The 16,852-nt window shown below is 74.3% G+C and carries 17 protein-coding genes; 8 read left to right on the top strand and 9 right to left on the bottom strand.

Going from position 1 to position 16,852, the window contains the following annotated elements:
- The first annotated feature begins 31 nt into the window (after window positions 1-31).
- Window positions 32-2,497, top strand: coding sequence for a SpoIIE family protein phosphatase (locus PUR61_RS29015; RefSeq protein WP_329882443.1), 2,466 nt, complete (start codon window positions 32-34; stop codon window positions 2,495-2,497).
- A 108-nt stretch (window positions 2,498-2,605) separates the two neighbouring features.
- Here PUR61_RS29015 and PUR61_RS29010 read toward each other — a convergent pair whose 3' ends face one another.
- The 9 genes from PUR61_RS29010 to PUR61_RS28970 all read right to left on the bottom strand — a co-directional run bounded on the left by PUR61_RS29010 (window position 2,606) and on the right by PUR61_RS28970 (window position 10,231).
- Window positions 2,606-4,165: an MFS transporter gene (locus tag PUR61_RS29010; RefSeq protein WP_329882442.1), complete on the bottom strand. Its 1,560-nt coding sequence runs from the start codon at window positions 4,163-4,165 to the stop codon at window positions 2,606-2,608.
- A gap of 47 nt (window positions 4,166-4,212) precedes the next feature.
- Window positions 4,213-4,791 (bottom strand): TetR/AcrR family transcriptional regulator, encoded by a 579-nt coding sequence (locus PUR61_RS29005; protein WP_329882441.1) that lies wholly within the window; start codon window positions 4,789-4,791, stop codon window positions 4,213-4,215.
- Window positions 4,792-4,928: 137 nt separating this feature from the next.
- Window positions 4,929-5,321, bottom strand: a complete 393-nt coding sequence (locus PUR61_RS29000; protein WP_329882440.1) for a cell division protein SepF — start codon at window positions 5,319-5,321, stop codon at window positions 4,929-4,931.
- 355 nt (window positions 5,322-5,676) lie between these two features.
- Complete coding sequence (locus PUR61_RS28995; RefSeq protein ID WP_329882439.1) at window positions 5,677-6,453, bottom strand: TVP38/TMEM64 family protein; 777 nt, start codon at window positions 6,451-6,453, stop codon at window positions 5,677-5,679.
- Window positions 6,454-6,519: 66 nt separating this feature from the next.
- Window positions 6,520-7,068, bottom strand: a complete 549-nt coding sequence (locus tag PUR61_RS28990) for an RICIN domain-containing protein (protein WP_329882437.1) — start codon at window positions 7,066-7,068, stop codon at window positions 6,520-6,522.
- Between the two features lie 41 nt (window positions 7,069-7,109).
- Window positions 7,110-7,643 (bottom strand): RICIN domain-containing protein, encoded by a 534-nt coding sequence (locus tag PUR61_RS28985; RefSeq protein WP_329882436.1) that lies wholly within the window; start codon window positions 7,641-7,643, stop codon window positions 7,110-7,112.
- 61 nt (window positions 7,644-7,704) lie between these two features.
- A complete protein-coding gene (locus tag PUR61_RS28980; protein WP_329882435.1) occupies window positions 7,705-8,247 on the bottom strand; it encodes an RICIN domain-containing protein in 543 nt (180 codons plus the stop codon).
- 104 nt (window positions 8,248-8,351) lie between these two features.
- Window positions 8,352-8,510 carry an RICIN domain-containing protein gene (locus PUR61_RS28975; RefSeq protein WP_329882434.1) on the bottom strand — a complete coding sequence of 53 codons (159 nt, stop codon included), beginning with the start codon at window positions 8,508-8,510 and terminating at the stop codon, window positions 8,352-8,354.
- Window positions 8,511-8,938: 428 nt separating this feature from the next.
- Window positions 8,939-10,231 carry an MFS transporter gene (locus PUR61_RS28970; protein ID WP_329882433.1) on the bottom strand — a complete coding sequence of 431 codons (1,293 nt, stop codon included), beginning with the start codon at window positions 10,229-10,231 and terminating at the stop codon, window positions 8,939-8,941.
- Window positions 10,232-10,435: 204 nt separating this feature from the next.
- On the opposite strand from PUR61_RS28970, the gene PUR61_RS28965 reads away from it, so the two are divergent.
- The 7 genes from PUR61_RS28965 (at window position 10,436) to PUR61_RS28935 (ending at window position 16,804) form a co-directional block, all read left to right on the top strand.
- Window positions 10,436-11,674 carry an ROK family transcriptional regulator gene (locus tag PUR61_RS28965; protein ID WP_329882432.1) on the top strand — a complete coding sequence of 413 codons (1,239 nt, stop codon included), beginning with the start codon at window positions 10,436-10,438 and terminating at the stop codon, window positions 11,672-11,674.
- Window positions 11,675-11,910: 236 nt separating this feature from the next.
- Entirely contained in the window at window positions 11,911-12,324 is a 414-nt protein-coding gene (locus tag PUR61_RS28960) for a TOBE domain-containing protein (protein ID WP_329882431.1), read from the top strand.
- 36 nt (window positions 12,325-12,360) lie between these two features.
- Window positions 12,361-12,807, top strand: a complete 447-nt coding sequence (locus tag PUR61_RS28955) for a hypothetical protein (RefSeq protein ID WP_329882430.1) — start codon at window positions 12,361-12,363, stop codon at window positions 12,805-12,807.
- 193 nt (window positions 12,808-13,000) lie between these two features.
- The gene (locus tag PUR61_RS28950) at window positions 13,001-13,729 is read left to right on the top strand and encodes a glycerophosphodiester phosphodiesterase (RefSeq protein ID WP_329882429.1); all 729 of its coding nucleotides are present in this window, start codon (window positions 13,001-13,003) and stop codon (window positions 13,727-13,729) included.
- Window positions 13,726-14,832: a winged helix DNA-binding domain-containing protein gene (locus PUR61_RS28945; protein ID WP_329882428.1), complete on the top strand. Its 1,107-nt coding sequence runs from the start codon at window positions 13,726-13,728 to the stop codon at window positions 14,830-14,832. Before PUR61_RS28950 ends, PUR61_RS28945 begins: the two co-directional genes overlap by 4 nt.
- Window positions 14,833-14,994: 162 nt before the next feature.
- Window positions 14,995-15,429: a hypothetical protein gene (locus tag PUR61_RS28940; protein ID WP_329882427.1), complete on the top strand. Its 435-nt coding sequence runs from the start codon at window positions 14,995-14,997 to the stop codon at window positions 15,427-15,429.
- Window positions 15,430-15,559: 130 nt separating this feature from the next.
- A complete protein-coding gene (locus PUR61_RS28935) occupies window positions 15,560-16,804 on the top strand; it encodes an AI-2E family transporter (protein ID WP_329882426.1) in 1,245 nt (414 codons plus the stop codon).
- Window positions 16,805-16,852: the final 48 nt, after the last annotated feature.

Below are 16,852 nucleotides of genomic sequence, written 5' to 3'. Positions count from 1 at the left end.
GGCACGAGCCGAACCGGGGTGCTGCCTGATCATGCGGAGACACGAGTGGGACGCGACCGACGCCGCCGGCCCCGATCCGGGCGGCACCTCCGCACGTCTGGACGGCCATCGGCTCGTTCCGCTCGCCACCGCCCTGCTCCAGGACGACGGTCTGATCCTCCACTGGAGCGAGGACGCCGAGGCACTGCTCGGCTACCCCGCCGACGAGGCCGTCGGCAGCTACGCGGCCCAGCTGCTCACCGCCTCGGACGACCGCCCCGAAGTGCTGGAACTCTTCGAACGGATCATGGGCGGCAAGGGCTGGTCGGGCGTCTTCCCCGTCCGCCACCGCGACGGTCACACCGTCGAGCTGGAGTTCCGCACCTACCCGATCTCCGGCCCCGGCGGCACCCTGCTGCTGCTCGCCACCGCCTCCGACACCGTCGCCCTGCACCGCGTCGAGGCGGACCTCGCCGTCCTCGACGGCATCTTCGGACAGTCCCCGATCGGGATGGCCGTCTACGACACCGACCTGCGCTACGTGCGGCTGAACGAGTCGCTGGCCCGGATGAACGGCGTCCCCGTCGCCGCCCACCTCGGCCGCCGGATCAGCAGCGTGCTGCCCGGCATCAACAGCGCCGAGATAGAACAGATCATGCGCCAGGTGCTCGCCACCGGCCGCCCCGTCGTCGACGCCCGCTCGCACGGCCGCGTCCCCGGGGACCCGCGCCGCGACCGCGCCTGGTCCGCCTCCTACTTCCGGCTGGAGGACTCCACCGGCCGGGTCTTCGGCGTCTGTTCGTCGATCATCGACGTCACCGAGCGCTTCCAGGCCGAGGCCCGCGCCGCCCGCGCGCAGGAACGTCTCTCCACCATCGCCGAGGCCACCGCCCGGATCGGCACCACCCTCGACCTCCAGCGCACCGCCGAGGAACTGATCGAGGCGGTCGTCCCGCGGTTCGCCGACTTCGCCACCGTGGACCTGCTCGAAACGGTGCTGCGCGGCTCCGAGCCCACCGCCATCCCGGAGGACCGCTCCGTCCAGCTGCGCGCCGTCGCCGTCGGCGAGTCCTACGAGTCCGGACTGGTCCACGCCGTCGACACCATCGGCGAGGTCTCCGAGTACGCCCCCGGCCGCAGCTACACCCAGTGCCTGCGCAGCGGCCGCCCGCTGCTGCGCGCCCACGTCGACGAGGAGGTGCTGCGCGGGCTGGTCGCCTCCGAGGACCGCGTCGCCCCCGGCATCGAGGCGGGCATCCACTCGTACCTGATGCTCCCGCTCACCGCGCGGGGCATGGTGCTGGGCGGTGCCGAGTTCATCCGCATGCGCAACCCCGAACCGTTCACCGCCGCGGACGTCGCGCTCGCCGAGGAGCTGATCGCCCGCACCGCCCTCGCCATCGACAACGCCCGGCTCTACCGGCGCGAGCGCGAGACCGCGCTCACCCTCCAGCGCAGCCTGCTGCCCCAGGAGATCCACCGGACCCTGGGTCTGGAGATCGCCTACCGCTACCTGCCCTCCAGCGTCACCAGCGAGGTCGGCGGCGACTGGTTCGACGTCGTGCCGCTCTCCTGCGGGCGGGTCGCCCTGGTCGTCGGCGACGTCATGGGCCACGGCATCCGGGCCGCCGCCACCATGGGCCAGCTGCGCACCGTCGCCCGCACCCTCGCCACCCTGGACATGCCGCCCGAGCAGGTGCTCACCCGGCTGGACGAGACCGCCTCCGGCATCGGCGAGGGCCAGTTCGCCACCTGTATCTGCGCCGTCTACGACCCCCTGGAGCGCACCGTCCAGGTCGCCTCGGCGGGCCACCTGCCGCCCGTCTGGGTGGCCCCCGACGGCACCGCCCGCCGGGTGGAGGTGCCGCCGGGCGTCCCGCTCGGGGTCGGCGGCGTGGCCTTCGAATCCGTCGGGTTCAGCCTCCCCGAGGGCGCCATGGTCGCCCTCTACACCGACGGCCTGGTCGAACGCCGAGGCCACGACCTCGACGAGGGCATCGACCTGTTCGCCCGCACCCTCTCCGGCCCCGGACGCACCCTGGAGGAGAGCTGCGACGCCGTCCTCGGCGCGCTGGTCACCGACGGCACCGACGACGACATCGCGATGATCATGGCCCGGGTGCTGCCACTGCCCGCGGACCGGGTCGCCACCCTGCCGCTCACCGGCGGCGGGAGGCTCCCCGGCATGGCCCGCCGCTTCACCCGCAGCACGCTCGACGGCTGGGGCCTGTCCGGCCTCTCCGACTACGCCGAGCTGCTGGTCAGCGAGCTGGTCACGAACGCCCTGCTGCACGCCGACGCCCCGCGCCGGCTCCGGCTCTTCCGCGACCGGGTGCTCACCCTGGAGGTCGCGGACGCCGGCGGCCAGACGCCCCAGCTGCGCCCCTTCGCCGAGCAGGACGAGGGCGGGCGCGGCATGTTCCTGGTCAGCGAACTCGCCCAGCGCTGGGGGAGCCGGCTGACCCGCGACGGCAAGGTGGTCTGGGCGGAGCTGGAGCTCCCCTTCGGCGCGGTGTGACGCCGCCGGGCCTGCCCGAAAGCGTCCGTTCCGGCGCGAACCGTCGGGACCGGCACACGACGGGGCCCGGTCCGATCGACGATCGGACCGGGCCCCGCGTGCCCGTGACTACACCCCGGCCTTCTCCGGCGTCCGCTCCTCCGTCGGCTCCTGCTGCGGGGCCGCGTCGGGCAGCTTCCGCAGCAGCCGCCAGGCCAGCAGGGCCGCGCCCAGCAGCAGCACGCCCGCCAGGATCGCCGCGACGTTCAGCCCGTGGACGAAGGCGTCCCGGGCACTGGCCAGCAGCGGAGCGGCCAGCGCCTCCGGCAGTCCGTGCGCGGCCTCGACCGCGCCGCCCAGCGACTCACCGGCCTGCGCCGCCGCCGACCCGGCCTCGGCGGGGACGACCAGCCGGCCCACGTACAGTGCGCCGACCACCGAGCCGACCAGCGCGATGCCGAGCGCGGTGCCCAGCTCGTACGCCGTCTCGGAGACCGCGGACGCGGCGCCGGCCTTGTCGGCGGGCGCGGCACCCAGCACCAGGTCGGCGCCGAGCGTGTAGACCACGCCCTCGGCCGTGCCGACCAGGAGGAAGGCGGCGGCCAGCACCAGGTAGGTGGTGTCCTGCTGGATCCAGCCGAGCATGCCGATCCCGACGCCCATCGTCAGCAGTCCGGCGGTCAGCGCCGTGCGGGCACCCGTGCGGCGGACCAGCCGCGCGGTCAGCAGGCCGCCGACCACCGCGCCGGCGAAGGCCGGCAGCTCGGCCAGGCCGGCCTTCAGCGGCGGGTAGCCGCGTACCAGCTGCAGGTACTGCGAGGTCACGAAGACCACGCCGGACAGCCCGATCAGCGCGGTCAGCGACGCGAGGACGGCGGCGGTGAAGCGACGGTCGGTGAAGAGCCGGACGTCCAGCAGCGGGGTCTCCAGCCGCAGCTGGCGGCGGACGAAGACGGTCAGCGCCGCCGCGCCCATGACGGCCGCGACCGGCACCTCCCAGCGGACGAGGCCGTGGGCGGCGGCCTCCTTGATCGCGTAGACCACGCCGATCACACCGGTGAGGGAGAGCAGCACGCTCAGCACGTCCCAGCGGCCGGGCTTCGGGTCCTTCGACTCGGGCAGCAGCCAGGCACCGAGCACCAGCAGCAGGAGCAGCACCGGGATGTTGAGCAGGAAGACCGAGCCCCACCAGAAGTGCTCCAGCAGCACCCCGCCGACCACCGGGCCGAGCGCGGCGCCGGCGGTGGCCGCCGCGCCCCAGATGCCGATCGCGGTGGCCCGCTCCCGGTCGTCCGGGAAGAGCGAGCGGATCAGCGAGAGCGTGGACGGCATGACGGTCGCCCCGGCGACGCCGAGCAGCGCGCGGGCGACGATCAGCCAGCCGGCGGTGGGGGCGTAGGCGGCGAGCAGCGAGGCGGCGCCGAACGCGGCGGAGCCGGCCAGCAGCAGCTTCTTGCGGCCGATCCGGTCACTGAGCGCGCCCATCGAGACCAGCAGGCCGGCCAGGACGAAGGAGTAGGCGTCGCCGATCCAGAGCAGCTGGGTGCCGCTGGGCCGCAGGGTCTCGCTGATCGAGGGGATGGCCAGGGAGAGGACGGTCGCGTCGACGGCGACCAGGGTGACGGCCAGGACGAGGACGGCGAGGCCGGTCCAGCGCTGGCGGGGGCGGAGGTGGACGGTGCTGCTCATGGGTATCGGTGTCCGGTTTCCGGTCCGAGGTGCGTGGATGGTGGAGATCAGTGCGGCTGGGGCTGCGGGTGGGGCTGCGGCCGGGAGCTGCGCAGCGCGCCGCCGAGGAACAGTTCGGCCAGCGAGAACGCGGCGTCGCGCGGGGCGAGCCGGCCGTCCTGGATGGCCCAGCCGACGCCGGCCACCAGGTCGAAGAAGGCCTCGCTCAGCCAGGCCGCCGAGAGTTCGATCCGGAAGGCGCCCTGCTGCTGCCCGCGCAGGAAGAGTGCGTGCATCCGGTCGATCTGGGAGTCCCAGAGGTCGTTGATGTCGGCGTCGTCGTAGAGCTGGTTCTCGCCGGCCAGGAACGCGCAGAGCGCGGCGTCCGGGACGACCGCGTCGACCAGGCGGCGCAGCGCGGCGTGGGCGTCGCCCTCCTCGACGGCCGCGGTGTCGAGCGCGGCGCCGAACCGGCGGAGCCCGAGCAGGCCGACCTCGCGGATCAGCGCGTCACGGCCCGGGAAGAGCCGGTGCAGGGTGGCGCGGCTGATGCCCGCGGCGCGGGCGATCTCGTCGAGGTGGGCGGTCGGGCGGCGGGAGAGCACGCCGACAGCGGCTTCGAGGACGGAGTCACGATCGGTGGCCATGGAGCGAGTGTACGCTGAATGAGACATGGATGTCTCAAAGTTAATTCCGGTGACGCAGATGAGGCGAGAGTCGATGGGCGGCGGGCAGCAAAAAACCGGGGACGGCACCTGCCGTCCCCGGTCGCGGGCTTCCGCGGTCAGCTCTGGTTGTAGAACCCGGTCTCGTCCAGGGGCCGGTCGATGACCATCACCTCGACGTCCGCCGGGGTCAGCAGGAACACCCGGCGGGCGATCCGCTCGATGCCGCCACGGGTGCCGAAGATCAGACCGGAGGCGAAGTCGACCATGCGCTTGGCCTCGGCCTCGTCCATCTCGGTGAGGTCCATGACCACCGGGATGCTGGCCCGGATGTGCTCGCCGACCGTGCGGGCTGCCTCGAATCCGGTCGGCCGCAGGGAGACGATCTTGGTGGGGGCTGGGGAGGACTGCACCGTCTCCTGCTCGACCCACTCGTCGTCGTACACCGCGGCCGGGTAGTTCCCGGAGGGCATCAGCCACCCGTTGTGGTGCTCGTCGCGAAGTGCTCCCATGCCGCGCCTCCCTGCCTCGTTCCGTACAGGTCCCCCGGGTGCGCGTGTCCTTTTGACACGTCATCCACTCGTCGGAACTGTCCGAGTATCGCACTGATCACCGGTACCGTGCCCGCTCGCGACCCCCGTACGAGTCGTGCCGCGCCGGAAGCCCGGGCGGACCCGGACACCTCTTGCGACGCCGGTGCGCGACGTACGGTTGCGCGCGTAGACCATATCGGTCGCGGTCACCGCGCAATTGACCTTCTGTCAACAATGCGGGAACGATTTCACACACGTCCGACAGTGACCCCCGGCCGGCCGAGCGGATCGGCGGGTCCGACGCGCCCGGCGCACCGGGTCGGGCGCCGGGCGCTCAGGCCGCGGGCGAGCGCCGCCGGGCGGCGGCCCGCCACAGCGAGACCAGACTCACCAGGCAGAGCACCCCGATGGCCCCGGCCGACAGCAGGAACGCCGTCGACCCGGGCTCGCGCGCGGTGGCCGCGGCCGTGACGTAGACCGCCGTCAACGGCGTCACCCCCAGCGCCGTCGCGGTGACGAAGGGGAGGAACGGCACTCCGGAGAAGGCGGCGCCGTAGTTGCCCGCCTGGAACGGCAGCCCGGGCAGCAACCGCAGCAGGAAGACGCTACGGAAGCCCTGCTCGGTGAAGCGGCGGTCCAGGGAGAGCAGCAGCCGCCCGCGCAGGTAGGGGCGGAGCGCGTCCCGCCCGAGCCGGCGGGCCAGGACGAACGCCATTGCCGCGCCGAGCGTGGTGCCGAGGACGGCCAGCACCACGCCCTGCTGCACGCCCAGCAACAGCCCCGCGGCCGCGTTGAGCGCCGGCCGGGGGAAGAACGCCACCGTGCCCAGTGCGTAGACCGCGACGAACACGGGAGCCAGCGGCACGCCGGGCGGGAGCCCGCCGTCGAGCAGCGCCGTCGGGCTCCACAGCAGGAGCGAGCCGGCCGCGGCACCGAGGATCGCCAGGAGCGCCGCGAACCGGACCCGGACCGCGCGCGGCAGACGCCCCGCGGGCGCGGGAACCGTCGGTGAGGACACCGTCGGCGAGGCGTCCGTCGGCGAGGCGTCCGCCGGTACGGGGCCGGTCTCTGCCGGTACGGGCGGCGGCGGGGGTGTCACGGCTGCGGGCACGCCCCCGAGCCTAACCGCGGACGTCACCGGTTCGGGAGGCGGGACCGTCCGTGCCCGCGCCCGTGCTCAGAGTCGGACGGGCGGCCGGAGGCCGGTCCACAGCTGGTTGAGTCCCCCGTTGGCGCCCCACTGGATCACTGGGGCGCCGTCGCTCGCGTCGTACCCGGCCACGTCGAGCACCAGGCCGTTGCCGTTGCCGACGGTGCCGACCGGGTCACTGTTGACCCCGGGGACGTACCAGCGCTGGCTGCCCGACGCCGGTCGCGGTGCGCAGTGCGACTGAACGGGCCGTTCGCCCCAGACGGTGCTGCCGCCGGGGACGTCGAGGCACAGCCCGCTGTTCCGGTTGACCAGGAACCCGTTGCTGTTGGCCGCCCACTGCTGGTTGGCCCCGCCCGTGCAGGTCCACTGGCGGACGGGCGCACCCGCGTCCCTGCGCCAGTCGGAGACCTCCAGGCACTTGCCGGTCGAGTGGTTGAAGAGCTCGAAGTAGGGGGTGTAGCGCGGGATCTGCTCCGAGGCGGCCGCCGAGGCCGACCCGGTCACGGCGAGGCCGGACGCGAGGGCGAGGACGGCGGCGCCGGAGGCGAGCCGGCTGCCGAGGGATACGCGCATGGGGTGGTCCCTTCGCTGTCGAGACGGGGTGCTGGAGTTGACTAGCGGACGCTGCCGGTCGGCCACGGCGAGTAGAACCAGACCTGGTTGAGGCCGTTGTTCTTCCCCCACTGGGCCACGGGGGTGCCGTCGTCGGTGCTGGAGCCGGTGAGGTCGAGCAGGAGACCGCTGTGACCGTTGGTCAGGGTGCGGATCCCGCTGTGGTGGACGACGGTCTCGGCCCAGGTCTGGTTGAGCCCGCCGTTGCAGGTCCACTGGCCCGCCCGGGTGCCCCAGGTGGTGCTGTATCCGGGGATCTCCAGGCACTTGCCGCTGCGGACGTTGACGAACTCGCCGCGGTCGGTCCGGACCCACTTCTGGTTGGCGCCGCCGGTGCAGGTCCACTGGCGGACGGGTGCGCCGTCGTCGGTGCGCCAGTCCGCGACCTCCAGGCACTTTCCGGTGGCGGCGCTGTTGATCTCGAACGGGGTGCTGTCGGCGGCCCCGGCCGGCGCCGGTACCGCCAGTGCGAGCGCACAGGCGAGGACGGCGGCGGGGCCGAGACGGACGGCGAGCGTACGGCGGGCGGTGCCCATGGTTCCTCCTGCGGTGGGGTGGGTTCGCGAACGGGCGAGGACGGCCCGGACGGCTCCGGGGTCAGTGGTGCGGGCCGGGCGGGAACGGCGAGGGCGCCCAGACCTGGTTGTAACCGCCGGTCGGACCCCACTGGATGACGGGCGTGCCGTCGGCCGGGTCGGAGCCCGAGACGTCGAGGTTGAGGCCGCTGTTCAGGTTGACGATAGTGCGGCTGCCGCTGTGGAGCCGGTTGGCGTCGCTCCAGGCCTGGTTGCGCCCCCGGTTGCAACTCCACTGGCCGCCCGGGGTGCCCCAGGTGGTGCTGTACCCGGGGATCTCCAGGCACTTGCCGCTGTGGACGTTCACCAGCTCGTCGCGGTCGGTCCAGTACCACTTCTGGTTGTCGCCGCCGGTGCAGGTCCATGTCCGGACCGGGGCGCCGTCGTCGGTGCGCCAGTCGGCGACCTCCAGGCACTTGCCGACGGCGAGGTTCCCGAGCTGGAAGTGCGCGGAGTCCGCGGCGTGCGCGGGCGAGGACGGGGCGGTGACGGCCAGTCCGACGGCGAGGGCGAGGCAGGCGGCGGTGGAGCCGGCCCGCCGGGCGAGTGCGGTGGGAGTGCTCACGGTCTTCTCCTGACGGTGGGTCGGGTCGGGTGGTCGCGGTACCGGAGGGGACCGGTGCGGGGAGGGGTGGCGGACCCGCCCCGCACCGGCGCGGTTCACCGGCTTCAGAGCGGGGTGCTGCCGTCCTTCCAGACGAAGAAGAACTGGTTGACGACGGTGCTGCGCGGCCACTGGATGGCCGGGGCGCCGGGGTCGAAGGAGACCTCGGCCACGTCGAGGGCGAGCCCGCTGTGGACGTTGACGAACTCCCGGTAGGTGCGCAACCCGTAGTACGGCGGTCGTGACGAGGGCGAGGACGGCGGCTGCGGAGGCCGAGCCGGGACGACGCTTCACGATGGTGCGACGGGTCATGGGGTCCTCACGGTGTGTTCGAATATGGACATACCTGGGACACGGCGGTCCGTGCTCGCCACGGAGCGCCGGGAGTGAAGGGCGGATGGTCGGATGTACCCGGTCCCCCCGACCGGTTCGCAGGGTTCGACTGAGGATCATTCGAAAGGGTTGTGCGGCACCTGAGGAAAGTTCATGAACCCTGAGAAGTGGCCGGGTTCGGTGGCCGAGGGCGTGCGGGCGGGGCGTGCGGGGGAGCGGCGGAGGGCGCGAACGCGTGCGCCCCGGCCGCGGGGTGGCTGCGGCCGGGGCGTTGCGGGGGTCGGGTGGTGCGCGCCGGGGGACGGTGCCGGCAGGGTGTTCAGCCGTCCTGCCGCTGCCCGGTTCCGGTGCGGTCGGTCCGGCCCGGGACGGCGGCCGGTGCGGGGTGCGGGGTGCGCTCCGGAGCGGGCTTCGGGGTGGTGGCCGGCGCCCGGTCGGGCTCGGCCCGGCGCAGGGCGCCCGCGCTGAGGAACAGGGCGACGGAGAGCGCGGTGACGACCCCGAACGAGACGGTGAGCGAGGTGGCCTGCGCCAGCCCGCCGACGATCGCGGGCGCGATCAGCCCGGAGGTGTAGGTGACGGTGGCGACGCCGGCGATGGCCTGGCTCGGGTTGGTGCCGATCCGGCCGGCCGCGGCGAAGGCCAGCGGCACCACCACCGCGACGCCGACCCCGATCAGCGCGAAGCCGGGGATGGCCAGGGCCGGGCTGTCGGCGACGACGACCAGCAGACCGCCGGCGGTGGCGATCGCCCCGCTGAGCCTGGTGGCCCGGACGGCGCCGAGCCGGCGGATCGCCGCGTCGCCCGCGAGCCGGCTGACGGCCATCGTGAGGGAGAAGGCGGTGTACGCGGCGGCGGCCACGGTCGACGAGGCGCCGGTGACGTCCCGGAGGTAGACACCGCTCCAGTCCATCGACGCGCCCTCGGCGAACACCGCGCAGAAGCCGACCAGTCCGATCACCAGCGAGCTGCGCGGCGGCAGCGCGAACCGCGGCGGCTCCTCGGCCCCGTCCGGCGCCCGCAGGTCGGGCAGGGCGCGGCAGACCGGCTGGCTGACGGCCAGCAGGACGAGCGCGGTGACGGCGAGCTGGAGGCGCGCGTCGAGGTCCTGGTGGGCGGCGACGATGCCGAACCCGGCGGCCAGCAGCCCGCCGGCGCTCCACATCCCGTGCAGTCCGGACATGATCGAGCGGCCGAGCCGCTGTTCGATCTCCACGCCCTGGGCGTTCATCGCGACGTCGGCCATGCCGGCGCTGGCCCCGTAGAGCAGGAGGGCCGGGCAGAGGAGCGGCAGCGAAGGGGCGAGGGGCGGCAGGATCAGGGCCAGGCACCAGAGCGAGAGCAGCCCGCGGACCGCCGCCCGGCCGCCGTAGCGGTGGACGAACCGCCCGGCCAGCGGCATCGCGAGGGACGAGCCGATCGCGGGCATCACCAGGGCCAGGCCCAGCTGGCCGGGGGAGAGGTCGAGACGGTCCTGGATCCACGGGATCCGGCTGACGAACGTGCCGCTCACGGCCCCGTGCACGGCGAAGACGAGGGAGATGGAGGCCCTGGCCCGGCGTGGTGAGTCCAGTGTGTCGAGGGGTGGTCCTGCGGTCGAGGTGCTGGTCATCCGGCTTCTTCCCTCCCGGCCGCGCCGGAGGCGCGGCGGTGCCCTGAGGTGGTGGTTCCTGGTGGGTGGCTGCTGCTGGGGGTGGTACCCGTCGAGCGGCACCTGTGACCGGTGCCCGCGCGGGGTCGTCGGTGCGCGGCGGCGACGTGGGATAAATTATCAGGAAGGGACCCTGATAGAAACACTCTGGAAGGATGTCCGCCCATGACCACCGCGCGTACGGCCACGCCGAGCACCGCCCGGGCGATCAACGACCGGTTGGCGCTCAACCTGCTGCTCGACCAGGGACCCCTCACCGCCACCGAGCTGCGCGACCTCACCGGCCTCTCCCGGCCCACCGTCGCCGACCTGCTCGAACGGTTGCAGCGCACCGGGCTCGTCGCCGTGGTCGGCGAGCGCGGCGAGCAGCGGCGCGGCCCGAACGCCCGGCTCTACGCGCTGGTCGCCTCCCGTGCGCACCTCGCGGCCGTCGACGTCCGCGAGGGCGGCGTCTCGCTGGTCGTCGCCGACCTCGCCGGACAGGTCCTCGCCTCCGCGGACATCCCGGTCGACGTGCCCGGCGGCGACTCCGCGGTCGACGGCCCCGCCGCCGACCGTGCGAGTGCCGACCGCGACACCGCGGCCCGGATCGTCCGCACCCTGCTCGACACCGCCGCCCGGGCCGGCGCCGGCCACCTGCACACCGTCGCCGTCGGCGCCCCCGGCCTGGTCGACCCCGCCACCGGCCGCCTCCAGTCCACCGGCGAGCTGCCCGCCTGGCACGCCGAACTCCTCGCCGCCCTGCGGGCGCTCCCCGGCACCGACGTGATCCTGGAGAACGAGGTCAACCTGGCCGGCCGCGCCGAGTACCGGACCGGTGCCGCCCGCGACCGGGAGGACTTCGTGCTCATCTGGCTCGGCCACAGCGTCGGCGCCGCCGTCGTCCTCGACGGCAGGCTGCGCCGCGGGGCGAGCGGCGGCACCGGTGAGATCTGCTTCCTGCCCGTTCCCGGCTCCACCGGCCTTCCCAGTGCGACCAGCTGCGAGGGCGGCTTCCACGGGCTGGCCGGCAGTGCGGCCGTCTGCGCGCTGGCCCGCGCCCACGGGCTGCCCGCCGACCCCGCCGACGACGCCTCCGCCGCCGAGGCCGCCGTCCGGGCCGCCCTGCGCGCGCTCGGTGACGATCAGCCGGGCGGGCTCTTCCTGGAGGAGCTGGCCGAGCGGATCGCCGTCGGGGCCTCGGCCGTCTGCGTCGTCCTGGACCCGGGCTGCGTCGTCCTCGGCGGCGAGATCGGCCGGGCCGGCGGCGCCGAGCTCGCCGCCCGGGTGGAACGCCGGCTCGCGATGCTCTCCCCGCTGCGCACCGAGGTCCGGGCCGGCGAGGCGGGCGGCGGCGCGGTGCTCGGCGGCGCCGTCCTCACCGCCGGTGACGCCGTCCGCCGTGACCTCTTCGGCGAGCCGTAGGCACGGAGGGCGGCGGACGCCCTCCGGCGGGCCGGCCGTCGGGCGGGCGGGCCGGTCGTCGGACCCGGCCGGACCGGCCGTGCCGTCGCCGGCGGTGGCCCGGCCGGGCGCCGCTTGGCCGTGCGGGCACCCGGTACGGCAGGATGGCCGCGGGGGCTCCGGCCAGGGCCCGCCGTGTCCGCACCGCGTCCGCCGTCACGCGTACCGGCACCCGAACGATCGTCAGGAGTCGCACCATGGGCCAGCCCGGGGCACCGGTCAACCCGTACCGCATCAGCGAGGCCGCGGCGCTGCTCGGCGTGAGCGCCGACACCATGCGGCGCTGGGTGGATGCCGGCCGGGTCGTCGCCGAGCGTGACGAGCACGGTCACCGGATCATCCCCGGCGCCCAGCTGGCCGCCTTCGCCCGCGAGCTGGCCCGCCCGGAGAATGCCACCGAAGGCCGTGCCTCGTCCGCGCGCAACCGCTTTCCCGGCATCGTCACCGACGTCGTGCTCGGCGACGTCGCCGCCCAGGTGGAGATCCAGGCCGGGCCGTTCCGGGTGGTCTCGCTGATCAGCCGGGAGTCCGCGGAGGAGCTGGAGCTGGTGCCCGGAGCGCCTGCCACTGCCGTCATCAAGTCCACCAACGTGATGATCGAACGGCGCTGAGCGCGACCCGAGAACCCGTCAGGAGAGGATCGCCCGATGCCCCACCCCCCGCTGCCGTCCACCCAGAGCGCCGTCTTCGCGATCGAGGCGACGGCCGCCCGGCACGGCCGTGCGGTGAGCACCGATCACGACATCGGACACGACCGGACCTTCGCCGGTCTGGTCGGCACCGGCGGCGGTGGTGACGAGCTGGCCGCGATACCCCACGAGGCCCTGGTGGAGATCCCGGGCCGGCCCGGGATCACCGTCCGGCTCTTCGTCCACGACGAGGCCGTGGTGACGGTCGACCAGATCGCCTTCGACGTCCCGCGCGACAGCGTGCCGGCCTTCCTGAACTCGGTCTGGTCCGGTCTGGTCCACCTCAAGCGGCGGGCCTTCCCGCCCGCCTGCACCATGATCGTCACCGTGCCGGGTGAGCCCGCCTACCGCGAGGCCGTCACCCTGCCGGTCCTCACCCCGTGGCTCGCGGGGAAGATCCGCTGACCACCCGGCCGACCCGGCCGGTGCCCGCAGTGTCCGCGGTGCCCGCCGGCCCGGCGAACCCCTCGACCGCGCACCTCCCACCGGCCGACGACCGACCCGACCCGACCCGACCACCGACCCGATGATCGACCCGACGAGCGACCCGATGAGCGAATTGATGCGCGCACCGATGAGTGAACCGATGAACGGACCGATGACCGACTCAGCCCGCCCGCAGGGCTCCGCCCCCCGCCCGGTGCTCGCCGTCGCCCACCGGGGCGACCCGTACCGGTACCGCGAGAACACCCTCCCGTCGATCGAGTCGGCGCTCGCCGCCGGGGCCGACGCCGTCGAGGTCGACGTCCGGCTCACCAGGGACCGCGTCCCGGTCCTGCTGCACGACGCGACGCTGGAACGGCTCTGGGGTGACCCGCGCGCACTCGACCGGGTCACCGCCGAGCAGCTCGACGACCTGGCTGACGGGCAGTACGCCGTCCCCACCCTGGCCGAGGCGCTCAAGGCCGCGGAGGCGTCCCCGACGGCCAGGCTGCTCATCGACCTCGACGACCCGACGCCCGCCGCGGCGGCCTGGGAGGCCGTCACCGGACTCGGCGCCGAGCGGCGGGTCGCGTTCTGCGGCCCGGCCACCGCGATGCTCGCCGTCCGCGCGCTCGCCCCCGGGGCGGAGATCGCGCTCACCTGGAAGCAGCCCCGGCTGCCCGTCCGCGCCCTGCTGGACGACCTGCGCCCGCACTACCTCAACCCGCCGTTCGGCCTGGCCACCCCGGAGTTCACCGCAGCCGCGCACCACGCCGGGCTCGCCGTCTCCACCTGGACCGCCGACCTGCGCCGCACCATGCGCAGGCTGCGCGCCGCAGGTGTCGACTCGATCACCAGCAACCGGATCGCCGTCCTGCGCTCCGTCCTGGACGGCCGCCGGTGAACGACGGCGAGGTCCTCGGGCCGAGAGCGCTCGGCCGCGCGCTGCTGGCCCGGCAGCACCTGCTGACCCGCACCGCCGCCACCCCGGCCGCGATGATCGGGCACCTCGGGGGCCTCCAGGCCCAGGCCGTCCCGCAGCCGCCCTACCTCGGGCTGCTCGCCCGGCTGGACGGCTTCACCCCGGACGCGCTCGACGAGCTGATCGAGGGGCGGCAGGCCGTCCGGATCGCCCTCCAGCGCGGCACCATCCACCTGGTCACGGCGGAGGACTGCCTCACACTGCGCCCGCTGCTCCAGCCGGTGCTGGACCAGGGGCTGCGCGCCACCTTCGGCAAGCGCCTGGACGGTCTCGACCTCGACGCGCTGGCCGCCGAGGCCCGCGCCCTGGTGGAGGAGGAGCCCCGGACGTTCCAGCGGCTCGGCGTCGAGCTGGCGGCCACCCGCGCCGACCGCGACCCGGCCGCGCTGGCGCAGGCGGCGCGCTGCCTGCTGCCGCTGGTACAGGTTCCGCCGCGCGGCCTCTGGGGCCGTGGCGGCCCCGCCGCGCACACCACCGCCGAGGACTGGCTGGGCCGTCCGCTCGATCCTGCGCCCTCGCTCGACGACCTCGCCCTGCGCTACCTGGCGGCCTTCGGTCCGGCCACCGTCGCCGACCTGCAGAAGTGGTGCGGCCTCAGCCGGCTCGCCCCGGTGCTGAAGCGCCTCGCTCCCGGTCTGGTCACCTTCCGCGACGACCACGGCCGGTTGCTCCACGACCTGCCCGACGCGCCCCGGCCCGACCCGGACACCCCGGCGCCGGTCCGGCTGGTCGCGCCGTTCGACAACCTGCTCCTCTCGCACGCCGACCGCACCCGCGTGCTGCCCGAGGAGTACCGGGGCCGGGTGATGACGCAGAACGGCATCGTGCTCGGCACCCTGCTGGTGGACGGACTCGTCGCCGGGAGCTGGCGGCTGGCCGAGGACCGGCCCGGTGAGCGGGTGGTGACGGTCCGCCCGTTCGTGCCGCAGGCCCGGGCCGACCGGCGTGCGGCCGAGGCGGAGGCCGAGCGGGTGTTGGCGTTCGCGGGCGGGGGCGGGGCGGTCCGCTTCGAGGAACCGGAGTAGGGGGCGGGCGTTCGACGGTCGGTCCGGTGTTCGGGGAGGCCGACTCGTTCGAGTGGCCTGCGGCGGGTGGTCCGTGCACGGAGCGGCCGGCCTGGCTTGAATCGACCCACCCGTCGGACGGCGGCGCCGCACGCGGCGCCGCCCCGTGAAGTGGAGTCGACAATGGCAGCACCTGTACCGGACGGCGTCTACGCCATCGGCAAGCCGGAGGAGCAACTGCTCACCCTCCAGGAAGCGAAGGAGTTCGTGGTCGTCCTCCCGCCGACCGGTGGGCCCGGCGAGCAGGAGTGGGAGGTGGCCGCGCAGAGCAACGGGAACGTCGTCGTCAAGAACCTCCGGCACGGCAGCTTCCTCGGCCTGGAGGGCCGGCCGGAGGTGAACCAGCAGGTCGTCGGTGCCGCCGAACCCTTCGAGTGGGTGCTCTACCAGGCCGCCGAGCCGTACTCCTTCCACGTCGTCCTCCCCGGCGGCCCGGTCGACGGTGAGGAACTGGCGCTCGACCTGAGCGTGCTGCGGATCTTCCCGCCGCGCACCGCGCTGCGGCCGTTGGACGTCGAGGACCAGGCGCAGACCTGGTCGTTCAGGTTCCACGAGTGACGGAGGGGCGTCCGGGCCGGTACCGCCACGGCCGGCCCGGGCGCGCCCGAGAGGGAACAAAACGCGCAATTGATCGGATCATCTGCTGAGATGGGGCAGACCTGGACCGATCGACCGGACGGAGACGCGGATGCCGGGGGAGCCGGGGAAACCAGGGGCGCAGCCGGGGGAGCCGGGGGAGCGGAAGGAAGGCCCGTCCGGCGACGGCTCGCAGGCGGAACGGCGCGCGACCGAACGGCGCGGGCCGGTCGACGTCCTCGAAGCGAGGCCCACGGACCACCGCCGTCCCTACCTGATGCTGCCGCCCCCGATCCGGGCCGCGGCCGCGTGGTCGGTGGCGGTCATCCTGCTCATCACCGTCGCCTCGCTGGTGGTCTACGCCCTCGTCGAACTGCGCGCCGCCACCGTCCCGGTCATCCTGGCGCTGCTCGGCACCTCGCTGCTGTACCCCGTGATGCCCTGGATGGTCCGACGCGGAGTCAGCCGCTCGGTCGCCTCCGGGCTCACGTGCGCGGTGCTGGTGGCCGCCGTGGGCGGGGTGATCGCCCTCCTGGTCAACTCCCTGGTGCACAGCGCACCGCAGATCGCCGCCTCGCTCCAGGAGGCCGGCGACCGGATCGCCGCATGGCTCGGCCCGTTCGGCGAGAAGATCCGGCACGCCCTCGACAACGCCCAGGGCGAGACCAGCTCGCTGCTCTCGACCGTCACCGACGGCGTGCTGTCCGGGCTCGGCCTGGCCACCCAGATCGTCACCGGAGCCGTGCTGGCACTCGCGCTGGTCTTCTTCTTCCTCCGCGACGGCCACCGCACCGGCGACGCCATCCGCTCCTACCTGCCCGGCCGCACCGCCGACACGGTCGTCGCCTGTGCCGAGCGGGCCTTCGAGGCGATGGCCGGGTTCATGCGCGGCACGACCCTGATCGCCCTGATCGACGCCTTCTTCATCACCGTCGGCCTTCTCGTGCTGAGCGTCCCCGGTGCGCCCGGCCTCGGTGCGCTGGTCTTCATGGGCGCGTACATCCCCTTCGTCGGGGCCTTCCTCTCCGGTGCGGTCGCCGTCCTGGTGGCGCTCGCCGAAGGCGGCTTCGGGACGGCGCTCTGGGCGCTCGGCATCGTGCTCGCCGTCCAGGTCATCGAGGGCAACGTCCTCCAGCCGCTGATCCAGAGCCGCACCGTGGAACTCCACCCGGCCACCATCATGGTCGCGGTGGTGGCCGGCGCCGGGATCGCCGGCATCCTCGGCGCCCTGCTCGCGGTGCCGATCTGTGCCGCCGTCCTGGGCGTCGTCTCCGTCCTGCGGGGCGATCCGAACCGCCGGGCGCGCGGAGGGCGGCGGAACGGCACGGCCCCCGCCGAGGTGGCCGTACCGGAGTAGGCGGCCGGGCGCCGTCCTCCCGGCCGCCCCGGTTGCCCGGGCGGCTGC

Origin of the sequence: Streptomyces sp. BE20 (assembly GCF_036322525.1) — a bacterium.
In the GTDB taxonomy this organism is placed as follows: Bacteria; Actinomycetota; Actinomycetes; order Streptomycetales; family Streptomycetaceae; genus Kitasatospora.
This window is presented reverse-complemented; position numbering and strand designations above follow the sequence as displayed.

Excerpts from the sequence above, each read along its gene's own strand:
- PUR61_RS29010 (WP_329882442.1), bottom strand. The coding sequence starts at position 4,165 with ATGAGCAGCACCGTCCACCTCCGCCCCCGCCAGCGCTGGACCGGCCTC.
- PUR61_RS28960 (WP_329882431.1), top strand. The coding sequence starts at position 11,911 with ATGGGCCAGCCCGGGGCACCGGTCAACCCGTACCGCATCAGCGAGGCC.
- PUR61_RS28950 (WP_329882429.1), top strand. The coding sequence starts at position 13,001 with ATGACCGACTCAGCCCGCCCGCAGGGCTCCGCCCCCCGCCCGGTGCTC.
- PUR61_RS28965 (WP_329882432.1), top strand. The coding sequence starts at position 10,436 with ATGACCACCGCGCGTACGGCCACGCCGAGCACCGCCCGGGCGATCAAC.
- PUR61_RS28970 (WP_329882433.1), bottom strand. The coding sequence starts at position 10,231 with ATGACCAGCACCTCGACCGCAGGACCACCCCTCGACACACTGGACTCA.
- PUR61_RS29015 (WP_329882443.1), top strand. The coding sequence starts at position 32 with ATGCGGAGACACGAGTGGGACGCGACCGACGCCGCCGGCCCCGATCCG.
- PUR61_RS29005 (WP_329882441.1), bottom strand. The coding sequence starts at position 4,791 with ATGGCCACCGATCGTGACTCCGTCCTCGAAGCCGCTGTCGGCGTGCTC.
- PUR61_RS29000 (WP_329882440.1), bottom strand. The coding sequence starts at position 5,321 with ATGGGAGCACTTCGCGACGAGCACCACAACGGGTGGCTGATGCCCTCC.
- PUR61_RS28990 (WP_329882437.1), bottom strand. The coding sequence starts at position 7,068 with ATGCGCGTATCCCTCGGCAGCCGGCTCGCCTCCGGCGCCGCCGTCCTC.
- PUR61_RS28935 (WP_329882426.1), top strand. The coding sequence starts at position 15,560 with ATGCCGGGGGAGCCGGGGAAACCAGGGGCGCAGCCGGGGGAGCCGGGG.
- PUR61_RS28940 (WP_329882427.1), top strand. The coding sequence starts at position 14,995 with ATGGCAGCACCTGTACCGGACGGCGTCTACGCCATCGGCAAGCCGGAG.
- PUR61_RS28985 (WP_329882436.1), bottom strand. The coding sequence starts at position 7,643 with ATGGGCACCGCCCGCCGTACGCTCGCCGTCCGTCTCGGCCCCGCCGCC.
- PUR61_RS28955 (WP_329882430.1), top strand. The coding sequence starts at position 12,361 with ATGCCCCACCCCCCGCTGCCGTCCACCCAGAGCGCCGTCTTCGCGATC.